The sequence below is a fragment of the Microbacterium sp. ZXX196 genome, assembly GCF_009709595.1.
GTDB lineage: Bacteria > Actinomycetota > Actinomycetes > Actinomycetales > Microbacteriaceae > Microbacterium > Microbacterium excoecariae.
On the sequence record NZ_WMEE01000001.1, the window covers coordinates 266,707 to 285,884 of the forward strand.

Consider the following 19,178-nt stretch of genomic DNA (forward strand, 5'->3'; position numbering starts at 1 on the left):
GATCCTCGAATGGGAAAGGTCGGTATGACCTGAAGATGTGCCACACGTTAGGTGCTTTGGACCATAAGGGCAAGTCGGGGGCCTGCGGACCCGTGCGATAGGGTCGTCGCGAGACACGGGGTGTCCCCGCCGGGGACTGAGAACACACCCGCTGAACCTGATCTCGGTGACACGAGCGGAGGGATGTCCATGCACACTGTTGCGCGCCCGAACGGCGTCGACCTCGCTGGCCCGCTGGAACGCATGCGGCGCGAGGCGCCTCTCGTCCAGTGCCTGACCAACGCCGTCGTGACGAACGTCACGGCGAACGCGCTCCTCGCGGCGGGGGCGGCGCCCGTCATGGCGGATCTGCCGGGGGAGGCCGGGGAGTGCGCAGTGGCCGCCTCCGCCGTCCTCGTCAACGTCGGCACGCCGCACGATGCCTCCCGCGTGGCGATGCGCGAGGCCGTCGCCGCGGCGCGCGCCTCCGGAACCCCGTGGGTGCTCGACCCCGTCGGCGTCGGCGCCCTGACCCTGCGCACGGGCTTCGCGCGCGAGCTCCTCGCCGACCGGCCTGCCGCGATTCGCGGCAACGCGTCCGAGATCCGGGCGCTCGCGGGGGAGGCCGCGGCCGGGCGCGGGGTGGACGCGACGTGCGACGTCGACGCGGCCCTCTCTGCGGCGCGCCGCCTCGCGCGCGAGACCGGCGCCGTGGTCGCGGTCAGCGGGCCGCAGGACCTCGTCGTCGCGCGCGAGCGGGAGTTGCGGATCTCCGGGGGCAGCGCGTGGCTCACGCGCATGACCGGGGGCGGGTGCTCGCTCGGCGCCGTCGTCGCGGCGCTCGTCGCTTGCGCCGCCGATGCGGGCCCGTCGGCGGCGGTAGCGGCCGCGCACGCGCTGTACGCCGAGGCGTCCGAGCGCGCCGCGGGCCGCGCGGACGGTCCGGGATCCTTCGCCGTGGCGTTCCTGGACGCGCTCGCCGAGGTGGCGCCCGCCGACCTCGCGTCCCGCCCGATCGAGGTGGCCGCGTGAGCGCCCGCGCGGCGCTCGCCACCTACGTCGTGGCCGACCTCGCGACGCTCGCCGGGCGAGACGTCGCGGCGGTCGTGGCCGCGGCGGAGGCCGGGGGAGCGGGGACGATCCAGCTGCGCGCGAAGCGGCTGGGGGCCGGGGCGTTTCGGGACCTGGTGGCGGAGTGCGCCGCGGCGCTGGCGGGGACGGCGCGCCTTCTCATCAACGACCGGGTGGACGTCTACCTCGCGGCCGCGGCGGCCGGCGCGCGGATCCACGGCGTCCACGTCGGACAGTCCGACCTGTCCGCCAGCGACGTCCGCGGGATCGTCGGCCAGGGCGCCGTCGTGGGGGTGAGCGCGAGCACGCCGCGCGAGATCGCCGCGATCCACGCGCTGCCCGCGGGGACCGTCGACTACATCGGCGCGGGCGCCGTCCGCGCGACGCCCACGAAGCCCGACCATCCGGATCCCCTCGGCTGGGCCGGGCTCGCGCGCGCGTGCCGCGCGGCGCGGGAGGTGCCGGTCGTCGCGATCGGGGGCCTCGGGACGGGGGACGCGGCATCGGCGCGGGCGGCGGGCGCCGCCGGCGTCGCCGTCGTGCGAGCCGTGTGCCTCGCGGAGGACCCGCGCCGGGCCGCGGCGGACCTCGCGGCCGAATGGCGGGGGGCCGCATGACGCGCATCCCCCACGTCCTCTCGATCGCGGGGTCGGATCCGTCGGGGGGCGCCGGGATCCAGGCGGACCTGAAGTCGATCGCCGCGTGCGGCGGGTATGGCATGGCCGCGATCACGGCCCTCACGGCGCAGAACACCCGGGGCGTGCAAGCCGTGCACGTGCCGCCGCCGGGCGTGCTCGCCGACCAGCTCGACGCCCTCGCGGCCGACGTGCGGATCGACGCCGTCAAGATCGGGATGCTCGCGGACCGGGCGACGATCGACGTCGTGCAGGGCTGGCTCGCGGGGCTATTGGGTGCGCCCCGGATCGTGCTCGACCCCGTCCTCGTCGCCACGAGCGGGGATCGGCTGCTCCGCGCCGAGGCCGAGGGCGCGCTCGACGCACTCCTCCCGCTCGCGGATGTCGTGACGCCCAACGTCCCGGAGCTCGCCGCGCTGGTGAGGGCGCCCGCCGCGCGCACGCGCGACGAGCTGGCCGCGCAGGCACGGACCCTGGCGGCGCGGCACGGCGTGCGGGTGCTGGCGAAGGGCGGACACCTGGGTTCGGCGGACTGCCCGGACGCCCTCGTCCGCCCCGGGGGCGAGGTGGTGTGGTTCGAGGGTGATCGCATCGACACTCCGCACACCCACGGGACCGGATGCTCGCTCTCTTCCGCGCTCGCCACGATCGCCGCCGGAGAGGCCGACTGGGTCTGGGCGACGCGCCTCGCCCGCGACTGGCTCCGCGGTGCGCTCGCGGCCGCGGACGCGCTCGACGTGGGGCACGGATCCGGTCCCGTCGATCACGCGCACGCCCACCGCGCGGGCGCCCTGCCGCCGCGCCGCCGGGCCGAGTGCGCGTCGTGGTGGGAGGACATCGCGCCGATCCGGGCGGATATCGATCGCGATCCGTTCGTCGCCGCGCTCGGGGACGGGTCCCTGTCGCAGGAACGGTTCGCGCACTACCTCGCGCAGGACGCCGTCTACCTCGGGGCCTATGCGCGCGTGCTGGCCGGGCTCGGCGAGATCGCGCCGAGCGCGGACGAGCGCGCCTTCTGGGCCGCGTCCGCGCGAGCGTGCGTCGAGACCGAGATGGCGCTGCACCGCTCGCGCGTCGCCGGGGATCCGCCCGAGCCCTCGCCGGAGACCCGCGCCTACCTGGGACATCTCGAGGCGGCCGCGGCCGCGGGCGACCACGGTGTCCTCGCGGCCGCCGTCCTGCCGTGCTTCTGGATCTACGACGACGTGGGGAGACGGCTGGCCCGCGCCTCACGGTCAGGGCACCCCTACGAGGACTGGCTCCAGACCTACGACGACCCGGCGTTTCGCGACGCCACGCGCGAGGCCATCGCTTGGACCCAGCGGGCGGCGCACCGCGCCGACGACGCCGCGCTCGAGCGCATGCGCGAGGCGTTCGTCGTCTCCGCCCGCCACGAGCGCGCCTTCTTCGCGCAGCGCCCGTGACGCGCGGAGGGGCCGTGGCACAGGCGGTCCCGCCGCGGGTACGCTGAGGGCGCACAACCGAATACAGGCCGCACGATCCGCGCGGGAGAGTACCGGGGTACCCCGGTCACCGAAGGAGCAAGCCTCCCCGCCAATCTCTCAGGTGTCGTTACCGCTGTCGGATCCGGCCGCTCTGAAAAGAGCAGCGCAGGTAGTGCCGCGCTGCCGCCGACGGTGAAAGGCGCGACCCCGGTCGCGTCGAAGCTCTCAGGTTCATGACAGAGGGGGAGTTCTCATCGCGCCTCGACCGGGGCGCGTCCGCCCGACCGGGAGAACTCCATGTCGTCCCCTCCACCGCCCCTCCGCGAGACCCCGCTCGCCGCCGAACACGCCGCGCTCGGCGCGACGTTTACCGACTTCGGCGGGTGGCGCATGCCCGTGCGCTACACCTCCGACCTCGCCGAGCACCGCGCCGTGCGCGAGCGCGCCGGCCTGTTCGACATCTCCCACATGGGAGAGATTCTCATCTCGGGCGCGGGTGCCGGATCCTTCCTCGACGCCGCGCTCGCGGGCCGGCTCTCCCGCGTCGCGGTGGGCCGGGCGAAGTACACGATGATCCTCGCGCCCGACGGCGGAATCATCGACGACCTCGTGGTCTACCGCCTTGCGGACGACGCGTTCCTGGTCGTAGCCAACGCCGGCAACCGCGAGGACGTCGCCACCGCGCTCGCCGAGCGCGCGTCCGGGGCGGCGGATGTCGCGGTCGACGATCAGTCGGACGCCTACGCGCTGCTGGCACTGCAGGGCCCCGCGTCGCGGCGGATCCTCGAGCGCACGGGCGAGATCGACGGGGCGGGCCGCCTCGGCGAGCTGAAGAACTACGGGTTCGCCTGGGCGAGGTTCGGCGGATCCGACCTCCTCGTCGGCCGCACGGGCTACACGGGCGAGGACGGCTTCGAGCTGTACGTGCCCGCGGCGCTCGCCGCGGACCTGTGGCGCGCGCTCCTCGCGGCCGGGGCCGAGGACGGCCTCGTGCCGGCCGGCCTCGCCGCGCGCGACACGCTCCGCCTCGAGGCGGGCATGCCGCTCTTCGGCCACGAGCTCGGGCGCGGCATCGTGCCGGCGCAGGCCGGCCTCGGGCGCATCATCCCCGCCGACAAGACCGGGTTCGTCGGGGAGGCCGCGACCTCGCCGCGGCCGGGCGCCCGCGTGCTCGTCGGACTTGCGAGCGAGGGCCGCCGGGCCGGCCGCGCCGGATACGCGGTCTACGCGGGCGACCGCGTCGTCGGCGAGGTCACGAGCGGCGCCCTCAGCCCCACCCTTGGCCACCCCATCGCGATGGCGTACGTCGATCCGGGCGCCGTCCACGCGGCCCTCGCGATCGACGTTCGCGGCACGCGCATCCCCGCCACCCTCACCGACCTTCCCTTCTACCGGAGCCAGAAATGACCGATCTCACCACCCTGTCCTACACCGCCGAGCACGAATGGGTCGCCGTCTCGGGCGACATCGCGACGATCGGCATCACCGACCACGCCGCCGAGCAGCTCGGCGACGTCGTCTACATCGACATGCCGACCGTCGGCCAGGAGATCGCCGCCGGCGACGTCATGGGCGAGATCGAGTCGACGAAGTCAGTGTCCGAGCTCTACGCGCCCGTGTCGGGCACGGTCGTCGAGATCAACGAGGCGGCCGACGCCGACACGGCGCTCGTGAACGCGGATCCGTTCGGCGACGGCTGGCTCGTGAAGGTGCGCGTGGCCAGCGAGGTCGCGGGCCTCCTCGACCGCGCCGCCTACGCCGCGCTCACGGGGGCCGACGCGTGACGCGCCCGTTCCTCGAGCGCCACGTCGGCACGATCGGCGCGCAGGAGCACATGGCCGCCACGATCGGCGCGGAGGGCAGCTCGGCGCTCGGCATCCTCCGCGCGGCCGTTCCGGAGGCGATCCGCTCCGTCGACGCGGCGGGCGCCGTCCCGACGGAGGGCGTGAGCGAGGCGCAGGCCCTCGCGGAGCTGCGCGCGCTCGCGGCGAAAAACCGCGTCGCGAGCCCCATGATCGGGCTCGGGTACAGCGACACGATCACCCCGGCGGTGATCCAGCGCAACGTCTTCGAGAACCCGTCCTGGTACACCGCCTACACGCCGTACCAGCCCGAGATCTCCCAGGGGCGGCTCGAGGCCCTGCTGAACTTCCAGACCATGGTCGCGGACCTCGCGGGCGTGCCGGTGGCGAACGCGTCGATGCTCGACGAGGCCACGAGCGCGGTCGAGGCGATGCTGCTCGCCCGGCGGGCCGTGCGCGGACAGGCCTCGCCCGTGTTCGTCGTGGACGTCGATGCGCTGCCCCAGACCAAGGCCGTGCTCGCGACGCGCGCGTCGGCCGTCGGGATCGAGCTCGCCGAGCGCGACCTCGCGGGCGGCGAGGACCTGCCGGAGGCGTTCTTCGGTGTGCTCGTGCAGTACCCGGGCGCATCGGGCCGCGTCTGGGACCCGTCCGCGGTGATCCAGGCGGCGCACGACCGGGGCGCCCAGGCGGTCGCCGCGGCGGACCTCATGGCCCTCGCGCTCATCGCCTCGCCCGGCTCGCTGGGCGCGGACATTGTCGTGGGATCCACGCAGCGCTTCGGCGTGCCGCTCGGCTTCGGCGGGCCCCACGCGGGCTTCATGGCGGTGCGCCAGGGGCTCGAGCGACAGCTGCCGGGGCGCCTCGTCGGCGTGTCCCGCGATGCCGACGGCCAGCCGGCCTATCGCCTCGCCCTCCAGACGCGCGAGCAGCACATTCGCCGCGAGAAGGCGACGAGCAACATCTGCACCGCGCAGGTGCTCCTGGCCGTGATGGCCTCGATGTACGCCGTGTACCACGGACCGGACGGGATCCGCGGCATCGCGACGGACATCGCCGCGCGCGCGGCCGGCCTGGCGGCGTCGCTCCGCGCGGGCGGGGTCGCGCTCGCGCACGGGGAGTTCTTCGACACGGTGCGGGCGGTCGTGCCCGGAAGGGCCGCCGAGATCGTCCGGCGGGCGGACGCCGACGGCGTGCTGCTCCACCTCGTCGACGCCGACACGGTCGGGATCTCCGTGGGCGAGGCGACCACGCCGGCCGACCTCGCGTCCGTCGCGGCGGCCTTCGGGGCCCGGCTGGGCGAGGCGGGCGGATCCGCCCTGCCGGGCGCGCTCGTGCGCCGCGACGCCTACCTGACCCACCCCGTCTTCCGCGAGCACCGCTCCGAGACGGCCATGATGCGGTACCTCAAGCGCCTCGCCGACAAGGACTACGCGCTCGACCGCGGCATGATCCCCCTCGGGTCCTGCACGATGAAGCTCAACCCCGCGGCGGCCATGCAGGCGTCGTCGTGGCCCGAGTTCAGCCGGATCCACCCGTTCGCGCCAGCCGAGCGCGTGACGGGCTACCTCGAGATGATCCGCGAGCTCGAAGAGTGGCTCGCCGACCTGACGGGGTACGACGCAGCGTCGCTGCAGCCGAACGCGGGCTCGCAGGGCGAGCTCGCGGGGCTCCTCGCGATCCGCCGTTTCCACGATTCCCGCGGCGACGGCGGGCGCGACGTGTGCCTGATCCCCTCGTCCGCGCACGGCACGAACGCGGCGAGCGCCGTGCTCGCGGGGCTGCGCGTCGTGGTGGTCGCGTGCGACGAGCGCGGGAACGTGGACCTTGCGGACCTGCGGGCGAAGATCGCCACGCACGCGGACACGCTCGCGGCGCTCATGATCACGTACCCGTCCACGCACGGGGTGTTCGAGCACGACGTGCTCGAGGTCACCGCCGCCGTCCACGACGCGGGCGGGCAGGTCTACATCGACGGCGCGAACCTCAACGCTCTCGTCGGGCAGGCGCGCTTCGGCGACCTGGGCGGCGACGTCTCGCACCTCAACCTGCACAAGACGTTCGCCATCCCGCACGGCGGCGGCGGCCCCGGCGTCGGGCCCGTCGCGGCGAAGGCGCACCTCGCGCCGTTCCTGCCGTCGCACGCGATGGCGCAGGAGCACCGCGAGGGCATCGGCCCCGTGTCGGCCGCGCCCTACGGGTCGTCGAGCATCCTGCCGATCACGTGGGTGTACATCCGGATGCTGGGCCGGGAGGGCCTCGCGGAGTCGACCGCGTCCGCCGTGCTCGCGGCGAACTACGTCGCGGCGCGCCTGTCGGACCGCTTCCCGATCCTCTACACGGGCGACGACGGTCGCGTGGCGCACGAGTGCATCGTCGATCTCCGCCCGCTCCGCGAGGAGACGGGCATCACGGTGGACGACGTGGCCAAGCGCCTCGTCGACTACGGGTTCCACTCGCCGACGATGTCGTTCCCCGTCGCGGGCACGCTCATGGTCGAGCCGACCGAGTCGGAGGACCTGGGCGAGCTCGACCGGTTCTGCGACGCCATGATCCGGATCGCGGACGAGGCCGCGCGCGTGGCGGCGGGGGAGTGGCCCGCGGACGACAACCCGCTCGTCGGCGCGCCCCACACGGCGGAGTCCGTCGCGGCGAGCGACTGGCCGCACGCCTACCCGCGCGAGCTCGCGGCGTTCCCGGCGGGCCCCACCGGCAAATACTGGCCCCCCGTGCGCCGCATCGACCAGGCCTACGGCGACCGCAACCTCGTCTGCGCCTGCCCGCCCATCGAGGCATTCGCCTAACCCTAAGTCCACAATTCTCCGACGACTCTTGCCCCCTGAGGCGGAGACATGTCGGAGAATTGTGGACTTAGGCGGCCGCGGCACGGAGGGCCGGCAGGATCCGCGTGACCATGAGCGGCGCGAGGTCGTCCGAGAGCGCCTCGTCCGGATCCACCCACCGCAGTTCCTCGATCTCCGCGGCGGGCGCGCGCACCTCCACGGGAGGATGCGTGAACACCGTTCCCCGCACGGCGTATCCGCCCTCGTTCGCGGCGGGCGCCTCGAACACGCCGAGCAGGCGCATGGCCGTCGGATCGAGCGCCACGCCGAGCTCCTCGCGGATCTCGCGCACGGCCGCGTCTATGGCGGTCTCACCCGGCTCGGGCTTGCCGCCCGGCTGCATGAACATGTTCGTGCCGCGCTTGCGGACGGTGAGGATCCGGCCGTCGTCGGGGTGCCGCAAGACGACGGCGCTCACGTGGATCCGCCGCGCCTCGTGATCGATCACGCGGTGAACCTCGCGGATCCCTCGTGCTCGAGCGCGACGCGGATCCGCTCGCGCATGTCCGGGTCCAGGCCGGCCGCGTCGAGCTCCGAGACGGGGCACCACCACGCCCGTGTGTTCTCGCCGTCCGCGGGGTGCGGATCGCCTCCGTCCGCGCGACACCGGACGACGATGTCGAGGTACTGCGACTGATCCCCGTTCGGGTAGGTCATGGGCGGCAGCGCGTGCACCCACACGAGCGCCTCGGGCTTCGCGGTGATGCCCGCCTCCTCGCTCACCTCGCGGATGCCCGCGGTCATCGGATCCTCGCCCGGGTCGATGATGCCGGTCACGGGCGTCACGCGGCCGTTGTCCGCGCGCTCGACGAGCAGCACGTCGCCGTCGCGGACCACGACGGCGGTGACGCCCGCCAGCCAGAGGGGATCGTGCCCGATTTTTGCGCGCAGGTCGAGGACGAATTCCGGTGTGCCCATGACGATAGGTTATGCGGATGGTCTTCGAGAACGCGCCGCTCCTGGAAAACGCCCGTGCCCGGCTCGAGCCGCTCGCGCCGGAGCATGCCGCGGATCTGCGCGTGGCGTCGGCCGACGGCGACGTGTGGCGGCTGTGGTTCACCTCGATCCCGGCGCCGGACGACGTCGCGGCGGAGATCGAACGTCGCCTCGCCCGGCAGCGGGCGGGCGAGATGGCGCCGTGGGCGATCGTCGACCCGTCCTCCGGCACCGCGGTCGGCATGACCTCGTTCTGCTCCCTCGACGAACCCAACCGGCGGCTGGAAATCGGATACACCTGGTTGCGGCCGTCGGCCCAGGGCACCGGTATCAACCCCGCGGCGAAGCTCCTGCTCCTCGAGCGCGCATTCGACGAGCTCGGATGCATCGCGGTCCAGTTCTGCACGCACTGGCACAACCACCCCTCGCGCCAGGCCATCGCCCGGCTCGGCGCGAAGCAGGACGGCGTGCTGCGCAGCCACCGCATCATGCCCGACGGACACGTGCGCGACACCGTCGTGTTTTCGATCCTCGCGGGGGAGTGGCCCGCGGTGCGGCGGGGGCTCGAGGCGCGCGTGGAGCGGGCGCGGTGACGGTCCGGATCCGCTCCTTCGCTTCCGGCGACGAGGACGCGGTCGTCGCGCTGTGGGAGGCCGCTGCGCTCACGCGTCCGTGGAACGATCCGCGGGCCGACATCGCCCGGGCGCGCTCGGTGTGGCCCGACCTCCTGCTCGTGGCGGATGCGGGCGGTGCGGTGGTGGGATCCGTCATGGCTGGCTACGACGGGCACCGCGGGTGGCTGTCGTATCTCGCGACGGATCCTGCGTGTCGCGGCGAGGGCATCGGGGTGGCGCTCGTGGCGGAGGCGGAGCGACGGCTCACGGCACTCGGCTGCCCCAAGGTGCAGCTGATGGTGCGCCGGGACAACGCGGGCGTGCTCGGGTTCTACGACGCTCTCGGCTACGAACCGGTCGAGGTCGAGATGCGCGGACCTCGTCCTCCGACACGGCGAGGAGGGCGTCCGTGCGGAAGTGCGTCTGCACGGATCCCGTGATCCGCGCGCGTCCGCGCGCATCGGCGAGGATGTGCACGTGCGGCGGGTGCCCGAGAACCGGGAGACTGTGCAGCGCGCACGCGGAATCGAGGGCGAAGACCGCCTGGGGTCGGCGCGCAGCCACGGCGTGCACGCGCGCGAGGTACCGACCCCAGGGCGGGAGTGGGTCCCACTCCGCGGCATCGGCGTAGACCCCCGGCTCGACGCGTGCGAGCGCCCGGCCGCGCACCGCGTGGTCGAACGACGGCCCGAGCAGCGCCCGGGAGAACAGCGAAACGGGGCTGGGGCGAAGCCGGGCGAGCGTCGGGGCGAGCGTCATGCGCTCACCCTGCCCGCCCTGGGCAGGTTGCGCGGTCGCCGAGGCCGCCGATGGGGACGATCGGATCCACAAGGCGTCCTGTGAACGAGGCCGCCGCCCGGGCAAGTCCACATTTCTCCGGTATGTCTACGCCCCTGAGGGCAAGAATTGCCGGAGAAATGCGGACATAGCTAGGGGAGGTAGGGCGCCGCGAGGGGGTAGCCGACGAAGGCGAACGTGTCGAGGAGGGTGTGAGCGATGACGAGCGGCATGACGCGGCGCCACCGGAGGTACACCCCTCCGAACACGAGCCCCATGGCGACGTTTCCGACCGCCATTGCCGGGCCCTGATAGAGGTGGTAGAGGCCGCGCAAGAGCGCGATCGCGGCGAGGATCCGCCACGCGCGCCAGCCGAGCTCGTCGAGGCGCTCGCCGAGATATCCGTTGAGGATGACCTCCTCGAGGAGCCCCGCGCGCGCGGCCGAGAGCACGAGGAGGGGGATCGTCCACCACGCCGCGTCGAGGGATCCGGCCTGCACCTCGAGCGTGAGCCCCGCGAGCCGGCTCGCGGCGTAGAGCGCCAGGCCCGGGATGCCGATCGCCGCCAGTAGCAGGATCGCGACGGCCGCGTCGCGCCCGACGCGCGAGACGTCGAGGCCGATCCGGCGAAGCGCGCTCCGGCCGGGCTCCCAGAGGAGGTAGACGACGAGCGCGACGAGGCAGAGGTCAAAGAGGACGTCACACACGCGGTACACCGCGTCCCACAGCGCCTGGTCGGCGCGCTCGGGATTCAGGGCGGTCGCCTGCTCCGAGAGCGCCACCCCCGCCGTCGCTGACCGCACGAACGAGAGCACGGAGTAGAGCGCCGACTGCCCGAGCGAGAGCGCGAGCACGATCCCGATCTCCCAGCGGATCCGGGTGCGCGAGAGCGAAGTGGTCACATCAATAGGTTGTCACGGAAGCATGAGGGTCGAATCGGACGCCTTCCCAGCAACCTTGGAGCAATCTGCCAAGCATCCGCGGGTCTGAATAAAGCCTGTGTAACGGTTCGGAGAATGATTTGGAGCAATCCGAACCAGCGCCTAAAGTCAACCGCGCAGCCCGCATGTCACAGCATGACCCCGCGGGCGGTATTCAACCCTTCTACTAGGAGCACACGTGAAGCGCAACAAGATCGCCCTCTCGGGCCTCGCGCTCGTCGGTGTCGGCAGCCTCGCCCTGGCGGGCTGCTCGAGCGACAGCGGCGACACCGGCGGCGGTGAGGCGGCCGGAGGCGGCATCATCACGGCGAACGGCAACGAGCCGCAGAACCCGCTGATCCCGACGAACACCAACGAGGTCGGCGGCGGCAAGATCCTCGACAGCATCTTCGCTGGCCTGATCTCGTACCAGGCCGACGGCGCGGTGCAGAACGAGGTCGCCGAGGAGATCACCGTCGACTCGCCGACCCAGCTGACCGTCAAGATCCGCGAGGGCCTGACGTTCACCGATGGCGAAGAGGTCACGGCCGACAACTTCATCAACGCCTGGAACTACGGCGCCGCGCTCGACAACGCGCAGCTGTCCAGCTACTTCTTCGAGGACATCGAGGGCTTCAGCTGGGACGAGAACGTCGAGGAGCTGTCGGGCCTGGAGCAGGTCGACGACTACACCTTCACGATCACGCTGAACAAGCCGGCCTCGGACTTCGCGCAGCGCCTGGGCTACTCGGCCTACTACCCGCTGCCCGACGTCGCGTTCGAGGACATGGAGGCCTTCGGCGAGAACCCCGTCGGCAACGGCCCGTACATGCTCGACGGCGAGGACGCCTGGCAGCACGACGTCCAGATTGACCTCGTGGCGAACCCCGACTACGACGGCCCGCGCGAGGTGCAGAACGACGGCCTCCAGATCGTCTTCTACTCGACGCAGGACGCGGCGTACTCGGCCGTCCTCGGTGGCGACCTCGACGTCATCGACGCGATCCCGGACTCGGCCTTCGAGACCTACCAGGACGAGCTCGGCGACAACTGGGTCAACGACCCGGCCGCCATCTTCCAGTCCTTCACGATCCCCGGCTGGCTCGAGCACTTCCAGGGCGAGGAGGGCCAGCTGCGTCGCCAGGCCATCTCGATGGCGATCGACCGCGAGGAGATCACGGACGTGATCTTCCAGGGCACCCGCACCCCCGCGAGCGACTTCACGTCGCCCGTCATCGACGGCTGGACCGACGAGCTTGAGGGCGAAGAGGTCCTGTCCTACGACCCCGAGGCCGCTCAGGATCTCTGGGCCGAGGCCGACGCCATCAGCCCGTACGAGGGCACCTTCACCCTCGCCTACAACGCGGACGGCGGCCACCAGGCCTGGGTCGACGCGACGGTCAACCAGATCGCCGGCACGCTCGGCATTGACGCCGTGGGCGAGCCCTACCCGGACTTCGCGGGCCTCCGCGAGGACGTAACCAACGGCACGATCCAGTCGGCCTTCCGCACGGGATGGCAGGCGGACTACCCGGGCCTGTACAACTTCCTCGGCCCGCTGTACGCCACGAACGCCGGTTCGAACGACGGTGACTACTCCTCGGAGGAGTTCGACCAGCTGCTCTCGGATGGCATCTCGGCCACCGATCCCGCCGAGGCGAACGAGCTCTACGAGGAGGCGCAGGCCGTCCTGCTCCAGGACCTGCCCGCGACGCCGCTGTGGTACTCGAACGTGACCGCCGGCTGGGCGGACACCGTGGACAACGTGGAGTTTGGCTGGAACTCGGTTCCGCTGTACTACAACATCACGAAGGGCTGACCCGAGCCTTTTCGTGAGCCGCGGGGCGGTGACGACAGTCACCGCCCCGCGGCCTGTGGTGTGACGGGGCCGCGATCCGGCCCCGCGTCGCCACGCGGGCGGCATCAGGCCGCCCGACAACCTGACCCATCCCCGAAGGGAGGATGAGGGTGGCTTTCTACATCCTCAGACGGATCCTGCAGGTGATCCCGGTGTTCCTGGGCGCCACCCTGTTGATCTACTACATGGTGTTCGCCATGCCCGGCGACCCCATTGCGGCACTGTTCGGCGACAAGGTTCCGCCGGACGCCCTGCTCGAACAGCTGCGCGAGCGGTACCTGCTCGACCAGCCGTTCATCGTGCAGTACCTGAACTACCTCGGGGGGATCTTCCGCCTCGACTTCGGTGTCGGGTTCGACGGCCAGCCCGTCCTCGACACGCTCCTGCGGACCTTCCCCGTGACCCTCCGGCTCGCCGTCGAGGCGGTCGTGATGGCGTTCGCGCTCGCGATCATCATCGGCCTGGCCTCGGCGCTCGCGAAGAACTCGTGGTTCGACCACCTCATGCTTGTCATCGCGCTGATCTTCGTCGCCGTGCCCGTGTTCGTCATCGGCTTTGGCGCGCAGTTCATCTTCGGTGTCCAGCTTGGCTGGTTCAGCCCGACCGTGGGCGCGAACAACGGCTGGGCGGGCCTGCTCCTCCCCGCCATGACGCTTGCCGTCGGCGTGTACGCGACGAGCATGCGCCTGACGCGCGCCTCGACCATCGAGACCCTCGGGCAGGACTGGGTGCGCACGGCGTACGGCAAGGGCCTCCCGCGCCGCCGCGTGATCCCGGTGCACGTGCTCCGCAACTCGCTGATCCCCATGGTCACCGACATGGCCACCGTGTTCGGCATCCTCATGGTGGGCGCGACCGTGACCGAGGGAATCTTCAACATCCCCGGCGTCGGAAACACGCTCTATCAGGCGATCCTCAAGCACGAGACGCCGACGATCGTGTCGTTCGTGACCGTCTTCGTCGTGGTGTACGTCCTGATCAACCTGTTGATCGACCTGCTCTACGGCCTGCTCGACCCGAGGATCCGCTATGTCTCGTAACTCTCACTTCGTGGCGCCGACCGGCGCGGAAGAGGTCGTCGTCGACCAGGTGCGCGTGTCGGACAAGCGCAGCAACCTCTGGCTCGACGCGTGGCGTGACATGCGCCGCCGGCCCCTGTTCTGGGTCTCCGTCGTCGTGGCGGTCATCATCGTCATCGTCGCGGCGTTCCCGAGCCTGTTCACGAGCGTCCAGCCGTCGGGCGGCGCCTGCGTTCTCGCGAACAGCAACGGCGACCCGACCGCCGGGCACCCGCTCGGCTTTACGCGCCAGGGGTGCGACATCTGGTCGCGCCTCGCGTACGGGGCGCGCACGTCCGTCGTCGTGGGCCTGCTTGCGACCCTGATCGGCACGACCATCGGCCTCGTGATGGGGGCGTTCGCGGGCTTCTACGGCGGGTTCCTCGACTCGCTCCTGTCGCGCGTCGGCGACATCTTCTTCACGATTCCCTACATCATTGCGGCGATCGTCGTGATGACCGTGATGCCGGCGGATCAGCGCACCATGCTGACGCTCGCCTTCGCGATCGGCGGATTCTCGTGGGCGTCCACGGCGCGCATCGTGCGCGCCGAGATCCTGCGCGTGAAGCAATCGGACTACGTCATGGCGTCGATCGCGCTCGGCATGAGCCGCTTCAAGACGCTCCTCGTGCACGTCCTCCCGAACTCGATGGCGCCCGTCATCGTGGTGGCGACGATCAGCCTCGGCAATGCGATCGTGGCCGAGTCGGTCCTGTCCTTCCTCGGCGTCGGCCTCGGCGGCGGGGTGGTCTCGTGGGGCGCCGACATCAGCCAGGCGCAGACCTCGATCCGCACCGCGCCGATGGCCCTGTTCTGGCCGTCGCTTGCGCTGACCATCACTGTCTTGGCATTCATCACGCTGGGCGAGGTCTTCCGAGACGCCCTGGATCCGAAGGCGAGGGCTGAGCGATGAGCGAGCCGCTTCTGTCCGTCCGCGACCTGCGCATTGCGTTCGGCCGCGGCAAGAACCAGCGCGAGGTCGTGCACGGCGTGGACCTCGACATCTACCCGGGCGAGACGGTCGCGATCGTCGGCGAATCGGGATCCGGCAAATCGACGACGGCGACCGCAATCATCGACCTGCTCCCGGGCACGGGCGCCGTCACGGGCGGATCCGTGTCGCTCGACGGCCGCGAGCTGACGGGCCTCGGACGCCGCCAGATGGAGCACATCCGAGGCCGGGAGATCGGCTACGTCCCGCAGGACCCGATGTCGAACCTCAACCCCGTGTGGTCGATCGGCTTCCAGGTGAAGGAGACGATCCGCGCGAACGGGCTCGCCTCCGGCCGCAAGGACGTGGAGAAGCTCGCGGTGGAGGTGCTCCAGAACGCGGGCCTCGCCGACGCGGGGCGCCGCATGCACCAGTTCCCGCACCAGTTCTCGGGCGGCATGCGCCAGCGCGCGCTGATCGGCATCGGCCTCGCGGCCGACCCGAAGCTCCTGATCGCCGACGAGCCGACAAGCGCGCTCGACGTGACGGTGCAGCGGGTCATCCTCGATCACCTGGCGTCGCTCACGCGCGACAAGGGCACCGCGGTGCTCTTCATCACGCACGACCTCGGCCTCGCGGCCGACCGCGCCGACCGGATCATCGTGATGAACCGCGGGCGCATCGTGGAGTCGGGGCCGAGCCGGGAGATTCTCGCGGATCCGCAGCACCCGTACACGCAGCGCCTCGTGGCCGCCGCGCCGAGCCTCGCCTCGACGCGGATCCAGACGCGGGTCGTCGAGTCGGGCGACATCGCCTCCACGACGGCGCTCACGGAGCAGAAGGCCGTGGTCGAGGTCGAGAACCTCACGAAGGACTTCTCGATCCGCAAGGGCGGCTTCCGCGCGGAGCCGTTCCGCGCCGTCGACGACGTGTCGTTCCAGATCCCGAAGGGCAAGACGCTCGCGCTCGTGGGCGAGTCGGGGTCGGGCAAGTCGACGGTCGCCAAGATGGTGCTCCAACTCGAGAAGCCGACGTCGGGCGCCGTGCGCATCGAGGGTCGGGACACGACCGAGATGAGCCGCGCCGACGTGTTCTCGCTGCGCGGGCGCATGCAACCCGTCTTCCAGGATCCGTACGGATCCCTGGACCCGCTGCGCTCGATCGGCGCGCTGATCTCCGAGCCGCTGCGCCTGCACGGCGTGGGGGACCGAGCGTCGCAGAAGGCGCGCGTCGAGGAGCTGCTCGAGCAGGTCGCGCTCCCGCAGGAGCTCGCGTACCGGTACCCGAACGAGCTGTCGGGCGGTCAGCGCCAGCGCATCGCGATCGCGCGCGCGCTCGCGCTCAAGCCCTCGATCGTCGTCCTCGACGAGGCGGTCTCGGCGCTGGATGTGCTCGTGCAGGACCAGATCCTCCAGCTGCTGGCCGACCTGCAGTCGGAGCTCGACCTGACCTATCTCTTCATCACGCACGATCTCGCGGTCGTGCGCGTCGCCGCCGACCTGGTGTGCGTCATGGAGAAGGGGCGCGTCGTCGAGCAGGGCTCGGTCGACCGGGTCTTCGAGTCGCCGGAGCAGGAGTACACGCGTCGCCTCCTCGACGCGATCCCGGGCCGGGACCTGGCGCTCGGCGCCTGACGCCGAGCCGGACGCGCCGCTGGGCGCCCTCCTTGCGGGGAGGGCGCCCAGCGGCGTTTCGTATGCTGGGCGCCATGCCCTCCTCGCCTTACCCCGTCGTGTTCCGTTCTGTGCTCGGGTGGGTGTGGCTGGGCCTCGCGGCCGCCGTGAGCGTGTTCCTCGTGGCCGACATGGCGGCCCGCGCCACCGCCTGGGACGCGTTCCTCGTCGCGCCGTGGCTCGCGGGCGTGGTCTGGCTCGTGTGGATCTTTCAGACGGCGCCCCGCATCGTCGCCGACACGCGCGGCGTGCGCTTCCACAATGTGCTCCGCATCGTCGACGTGCCGTGGTCGGCCGTCCGGAGCCTGCGCCTGCGCTACAGCGTCGAGCTCACCCTGCGCTCCGGCGGCACGGTGACGGCGTGGGGAGGTGCGTCCCGGCGCATGCACCGCTCGCTGAAGCGCCAGGACGTGGATCCGGCGGAGCTGCAGGTGGAGTCCCTCGAGCAGCTGCACGCGCAGGCGGAGGGCGAGCCGGCGGACGTGCGGCGCGGGTGGGACTGGCCGGCCGTCGCCGCCGGCGCGGTCATCCTCGTGTGGATCGCGTTCTCGCTGGGCGTGACGGGCGGCTTCGTCGTCCCCGGTGCCGCCTGACGGCCCGTGGTGGGAGCGCACAGGCGCGCGCGATAGGATGGGGTGCCCCGGTTTCGGGGTGATTCCCTACCTCGAAGGACCCCTTCATGGCGCTTGTCCACCGTTCCGACCTCCGCAACGTCGCGATCGTCGCGCACGTCGACCACGGCAAGACGACCCTCGTCGACGCCATGCTGCGACAGACCGGATCGTTCGGAGACCACGAGCACGTCGACGAGCGCGCCATGGACTCGAACGACCTCGAGAAGGAGAAGGGGATCACAATCCTCGCCAAGAACACGGCGATCTCCTACAACGGCGCGCACACCGACGAGCCCATCACGATCAACGTGATCGACACCCCGGGGCACGCGGACTTCGGCGGCGAGGTCGAGCGCGGCCTCTCGATGGTCCACGGCGTCGTCCTCCTCGTCGACGCGTCGGAAGGTCCCCTCCCGCAGACCCGCTTCGTGCTCCGCAAGGCGCTCGAGGCGAAGCTCCCCGTGATCCTCCTCATCAACAAGACGGACCGGCCCGACTCGCGCATCGAGGAGGTCGAGTCGGAGGCGCAGGACCTGCTCCTCGGCCTCGCGGGCGACCTCGCCGACGACGTTCCCGACCTCGACGTCGACGCGCTGCTTGACGTCCCCGTCGTCTACGCCTCGGGCCGCGCGGGTGTGGCCTCGCGCACCCGCCCCGCCGACGGCACCCTGCCCGACGGCGAGGACCTGGAGCCGCTGTTCGAGGCGATCCTCGAGCACGTCCCCGCCCCGACCTACGACGACGACGCGCCGCTGCAGGCGTGGGTGACGAACCTCGACTCGTCCCCGTTCCTCGGCCGCATCGCGCTCCTGCGCGTGTTCTCGGGCGAACTCAAGAAGGGTCAGACCGTGGCCTGGGTGCGCAGCGACGGCACGCAGCAGTCGGCCCGCATCACCGAGCTCATGATGACCAAGGCGCTCGAGCGCTTCCCCGCCGAGAAGGCGGGCCCCGGCGATATCGCGGCCATCGCGGGCTTCGAGGACATCATGATCGGCGAGACCATCGCCGACCCGGAGGACGTGCGCCCGCTGCCGGCGATCACGGTCGACGAGCCCTCGATCTCGATGACGATCGGGACGAACACCTCGCCGCTGGTTGGCAAGGTGAAGGGCCACAAGCTCACAGCGCGCATGGTGAAGGATCGCCTCGACCGCGAGCTGATCGGCAACATGTCGATCCGCGTGAAGGACATCGGCAAGCCCGACGCGTGGGAGGTGCAGGGCCGCGGCGAGCTGCAGCTCGCGATCCTCGTCGAGAACATGCGCCGCGAGGGCTTCGAGCTCACGGTCGGCAAGCCCCAGGTCGTCACGCGCAAGGACGAGGACGGCAAGGTGCAGGAGCCGTTCGAGCACCTGACGATCGACGTCCCCGAGGAGTACCTCGGCGCGATCACCCAGCTCCTCGCGGCGCGCAAGGGCCGCATGGAGACCATGACGAACCACGGCACGGGCTGGATCCGCATGGAGTTCGTCGTGCCCTCCCGCGGCCTCATCGGGTTCCGCACGGTGTTCCTCTCCACCACCCGCGGCACGGGCATCGCGAACGCGCTCTCGCACGGCTACGGCCCGTGGGCGGGCCAGATCGAGGCCCGCGCGCAGGGCTCGATCGTCGCTGACCGCGCGGGCGTCGTGACGCCGTTCGCGATGATCGCGCTGCAGGAGCGCATGTCCTTCTTCGTCCGGCCGACGGAGGAGGTCTACGAGGGCATGGTCATCGGCGAGAACTCGCGCGCCGACGACATGGACGTGAACATCACGAAGGAGAAGAAGCTCACGAACATGCGTTCGGCGACCGCCGATTCCTTCGAGTCCATGACGCCGCCGCGCATCCTGTCGCTCGAGGAGTCGCTCGAGTTCGCGGCCGAGGACGAGTGCGTCGAGGTCACGCCCGAGATGGTCCGGATCCGTAAGGTCATCCTCGACCAGACGGAGCGCAGCCGCGCGACCGCACGCCTGAAGCGCCAGAACTAATCCGCGCGTTCCGAGGGCCCCGGGGTTTCCCGGGGCCCTCGGCGTATTCTGG

Annotated in this window: 17 protein-coding genes and 2 riboswitches; of the genes, 14 read left to right on the top strand and 3 right to left on the bottom strand. The window is 71.6% G+C overall.

Annotated features, from left to right (window positions below; translation table 11 throughout):
- Positions 1–106 precede the first annotated feature (106 nt).
- Positions 107–201, top strand: a riboswitch (TPP riboswitch).
- The 6 genes from thiM (at position 190) to gcvP (ending at position 7,736) form a co-directional block, all read left to right on the top strand.
- A complete protein-coding gene (gene thiM / locus GJQ66_RS01185; RefSeq protein WP_155047522.1) occupies positions 190–1,011 on the top strand; it encodes a hydroxyethylthiazole kinase in 822 nt (273 codons plus the stop codon). (Overlaps the previous riboswitch by 12 nt.)
- Positions 1,008–1,667, top strand: a complete 660-nt coding sequence (locus GJQ66_RS01190; RefSeq protein WP_368732511.1) for a thiamine phosphate synthase — start codon at positions 1,008–1,010, stop codon at positions 1,665–1,667. The genes thiM and GJQ66_RS01190 overlap by 4 nt, the downstream gene beginning before the upstream one ends.
- A complete protein-coding gene (gene thiD, locus GJQ66_RS01195) occupies positions 1,664–3,109 on the top strand; it encodes a bifunctional hydroxymethylpyrimidine kinase/phosphomethylpyrimidine kinase (RefSeq protein WP_155047523.1) in 1,446 nt (481 codons plus the stop codon). Before GJQ66_RS01190 ends, thiD begins: the two co-directional genes overlap by 4 nt.
- A gap of 72 nt (positions 3,110–3,181) precedes the next feature.
- A riboswitch (glycine riboswitch) is annotated at positions 3,182–3,273 on the top strand.
- A gap of 154 nt (positions 3,274–3,427) precedes the next feature.
- The gene (gene gcvT, locus GJQ66_RS01200; RefSeq protein ID WP_155047524.1) at positions 3,428–4,537 is read left to right on the top strand and encodes a glycine cleavage system aminomethyltransferase GcvT; all 1,110 of its coding nucleotides are present in this window, start codon (positions 3,428–3,430) and stop codon (positions 4,535–4,537) included.
- Positions 4,534–4,914 (top strand): glycine cleavage system protein GcvH, encoded by a 381-nt coding sequence (gene gcvH / locus GJQ66_RS01205; protein ID WP_155047525.1) that lies wholly within the window; start codon positions 4,534–4,536, stop codon positions 4,912–4,914. The genes gcvT and gcvH overlap by 4 nt, the downstream gene beginning before the upstream one ends.
- On the top strand, positions 4,911–7,736 hold the full coding sequence (gcvP, locus tag GJQ66_RS01210; RefSeq protein WP_368732512.1) for an aminomethyl-transferring glycine dehydrogenase: 2,826 nt from the start codon (positions 4,911–4,913) through the stop codon (positions 7,734–7,736). Before gcvH ends, gcvP begins: the two co-directional genes overlap by 4 nt.
- Positions 7,737–7,803: 67 nt before the next feature.
- On the opposite strand, the gene GJQ66_RS14535 is transcribed toward gcvP, so the two are convergent.
- Positions 7,804–8,223: an NUDIX domain-containing protein gene (locus GJQ66_RS14535; protein ID WP_368732513.1), complete on the bottom strand. Its 420-nt coding sequence runs from the start codon at positions 8,221–8,223 to the stop codon at positions 7,804–7,806.
- Positions 8,220–8,693: an NUDIX domain-containing protein gene (locus tag GJQ66_RS14540; RefSeq protein ID WP_230379188.1), complete on the bottom strand. Its 474-nt coding sequence runs from the start codon at positions 8,691–8,693 to the stop codon at positions 8,220–8,222. The genes GJQ66_RS14535 and GJQ66_RS14540 overlap by 4 nt, the downstream gene beginning before the upstream one ends.
- A gap of 17 nt (positions 8,694–8,710) precedes the next feature.
- Between GJQ66_RS14540 and GJQ66_RS14545 the strand changes: the two genes are divergently transcribed.
- Both GJQ66_RS14545 and GJQ66_RS14550 read left to right on the top strand, forming a co-directional pair.
- On the top strand, positions 8,711–9,304 hold the full coding sequence (locus GJQ66_RS14545) for a GNAT family N-acetyltransferase (RefSeq protein WP_230379189.1): 594 nt from the start codon (positions 8,711–8,713) through the stop codon (positions 9,302–9,304).
- Positions 9,301–9,765, top strand: coding sequence for a GNAT family acetyltransferase (locus GJQ66_RS14550; RefSeq protein WP_368732514.1), 465 nt, complete (start codon positions 9,301–9,303; stop codon positions 9,763–9,765). Before GJQ66_RS14545 ends, GJQ66_RS14550 begins: the two co-directional genes overlap by 4 nt.
- Before the next feature lie 489 nt (positions 9,766–10,254).
- Here GJQ66_RS14550 and GJQ66_RS01230 read toward each other — a convergent pair whose 3' ends face one another.
- A complete protein-coding gene (locus GJQ66_RS01230) occupies positions 10,255–11,004 on the bottom strand; it encodes a CPBP family intramembrane glutamic endopeptidase (RefSeq protein WP_368732515.1) in 750 nt (249 codons plus the stop codon).
- 217 nt (positions 11,005–11,221) lie between these two features.
- On the opposite strand from GJQ66_RS01230, the gene GJQ66_RS01235 reads away from it, so the two are divergent.
- The 6 genes from GJQ66_RS01235 to typA all read left to right on the top strand — a co-directional run bounded on the left by GJQ66_RS01235 (position 11,222) and on the right by typA (position 19,126).
- Positions 11,222–12,841, top strand: a complete 1,620-nt coding sequence (locus tag GJQ66_RS01235) for an ABC transporter substrate-binding protein (protein WP_368732516.1) — start codon at positions 11,222–11,224, stop codon at positions 12,839–12,841.
- A gap of 149 nt (positions 12,842–12,990) precedes the next feature.
- A complete protein-coding gene (locus GJQ66_RS01240; protein ID WP_166318746.1) occupies positions 12,991–13,920 on the top strand; it encodes an ABC transporter permease in 930 nt (309 codons plus the stop codon).
- Positions 13,910–14,851 (top strand): ABC transporter permease, encoded by a 942-nt coding sequence (locus GJQ66_RS01245; protein ID WP_155047529.1) that lies wholly within the window; start codon positions 13,910–13,912, stop codon positions 14,849–14,851. Before GJQ66_RS01240 ends, GJQ66_RS01245 begins: the two co-directional genes overlap by 11 nt.
- Positions 14,848–16,503 (top strand): ABC transporter ATP-binding protein, encoded by a 1,656-nt coding sequence (locus GJQ66_RS01250; RefSeq protein ID WP_155047530.1) that lies wholly within the window; start codon positions 14,848–14,850, stop codon positions 16,501–16,503. The genes GJQ66_RS01245 and GJQ66_RS01250 overlap by 4 nt, the downstream gene beginning before the upstream one ends.
- A gap of 74 nt (positions 16,504–16,577) precedes the next feature.
- Positions 16,578–17,135, top strand: a complete 558-nt coding sequence (locus GJQ66_RS01255; protein WP_155047531.1) for a PH domain-containing protein — start codon at positions 16,578–16,580, stop codon at positions 17,133–17,135.
- 86 nt (positions 17,136–17,221) lie between these two features.
- Positions 17,222–19,126, top strand: a complete 1,905-nt coding sequence (gene typA / locus GJQ66_RS01260) for a translational GTPase TypA (protein WP_155047532.1) — start codon at positions 17,222–17,224, stop codon at positions 19,124–19,126.
- Positions 19,127–19,178 lie beyond the last annotated feature (52 nt).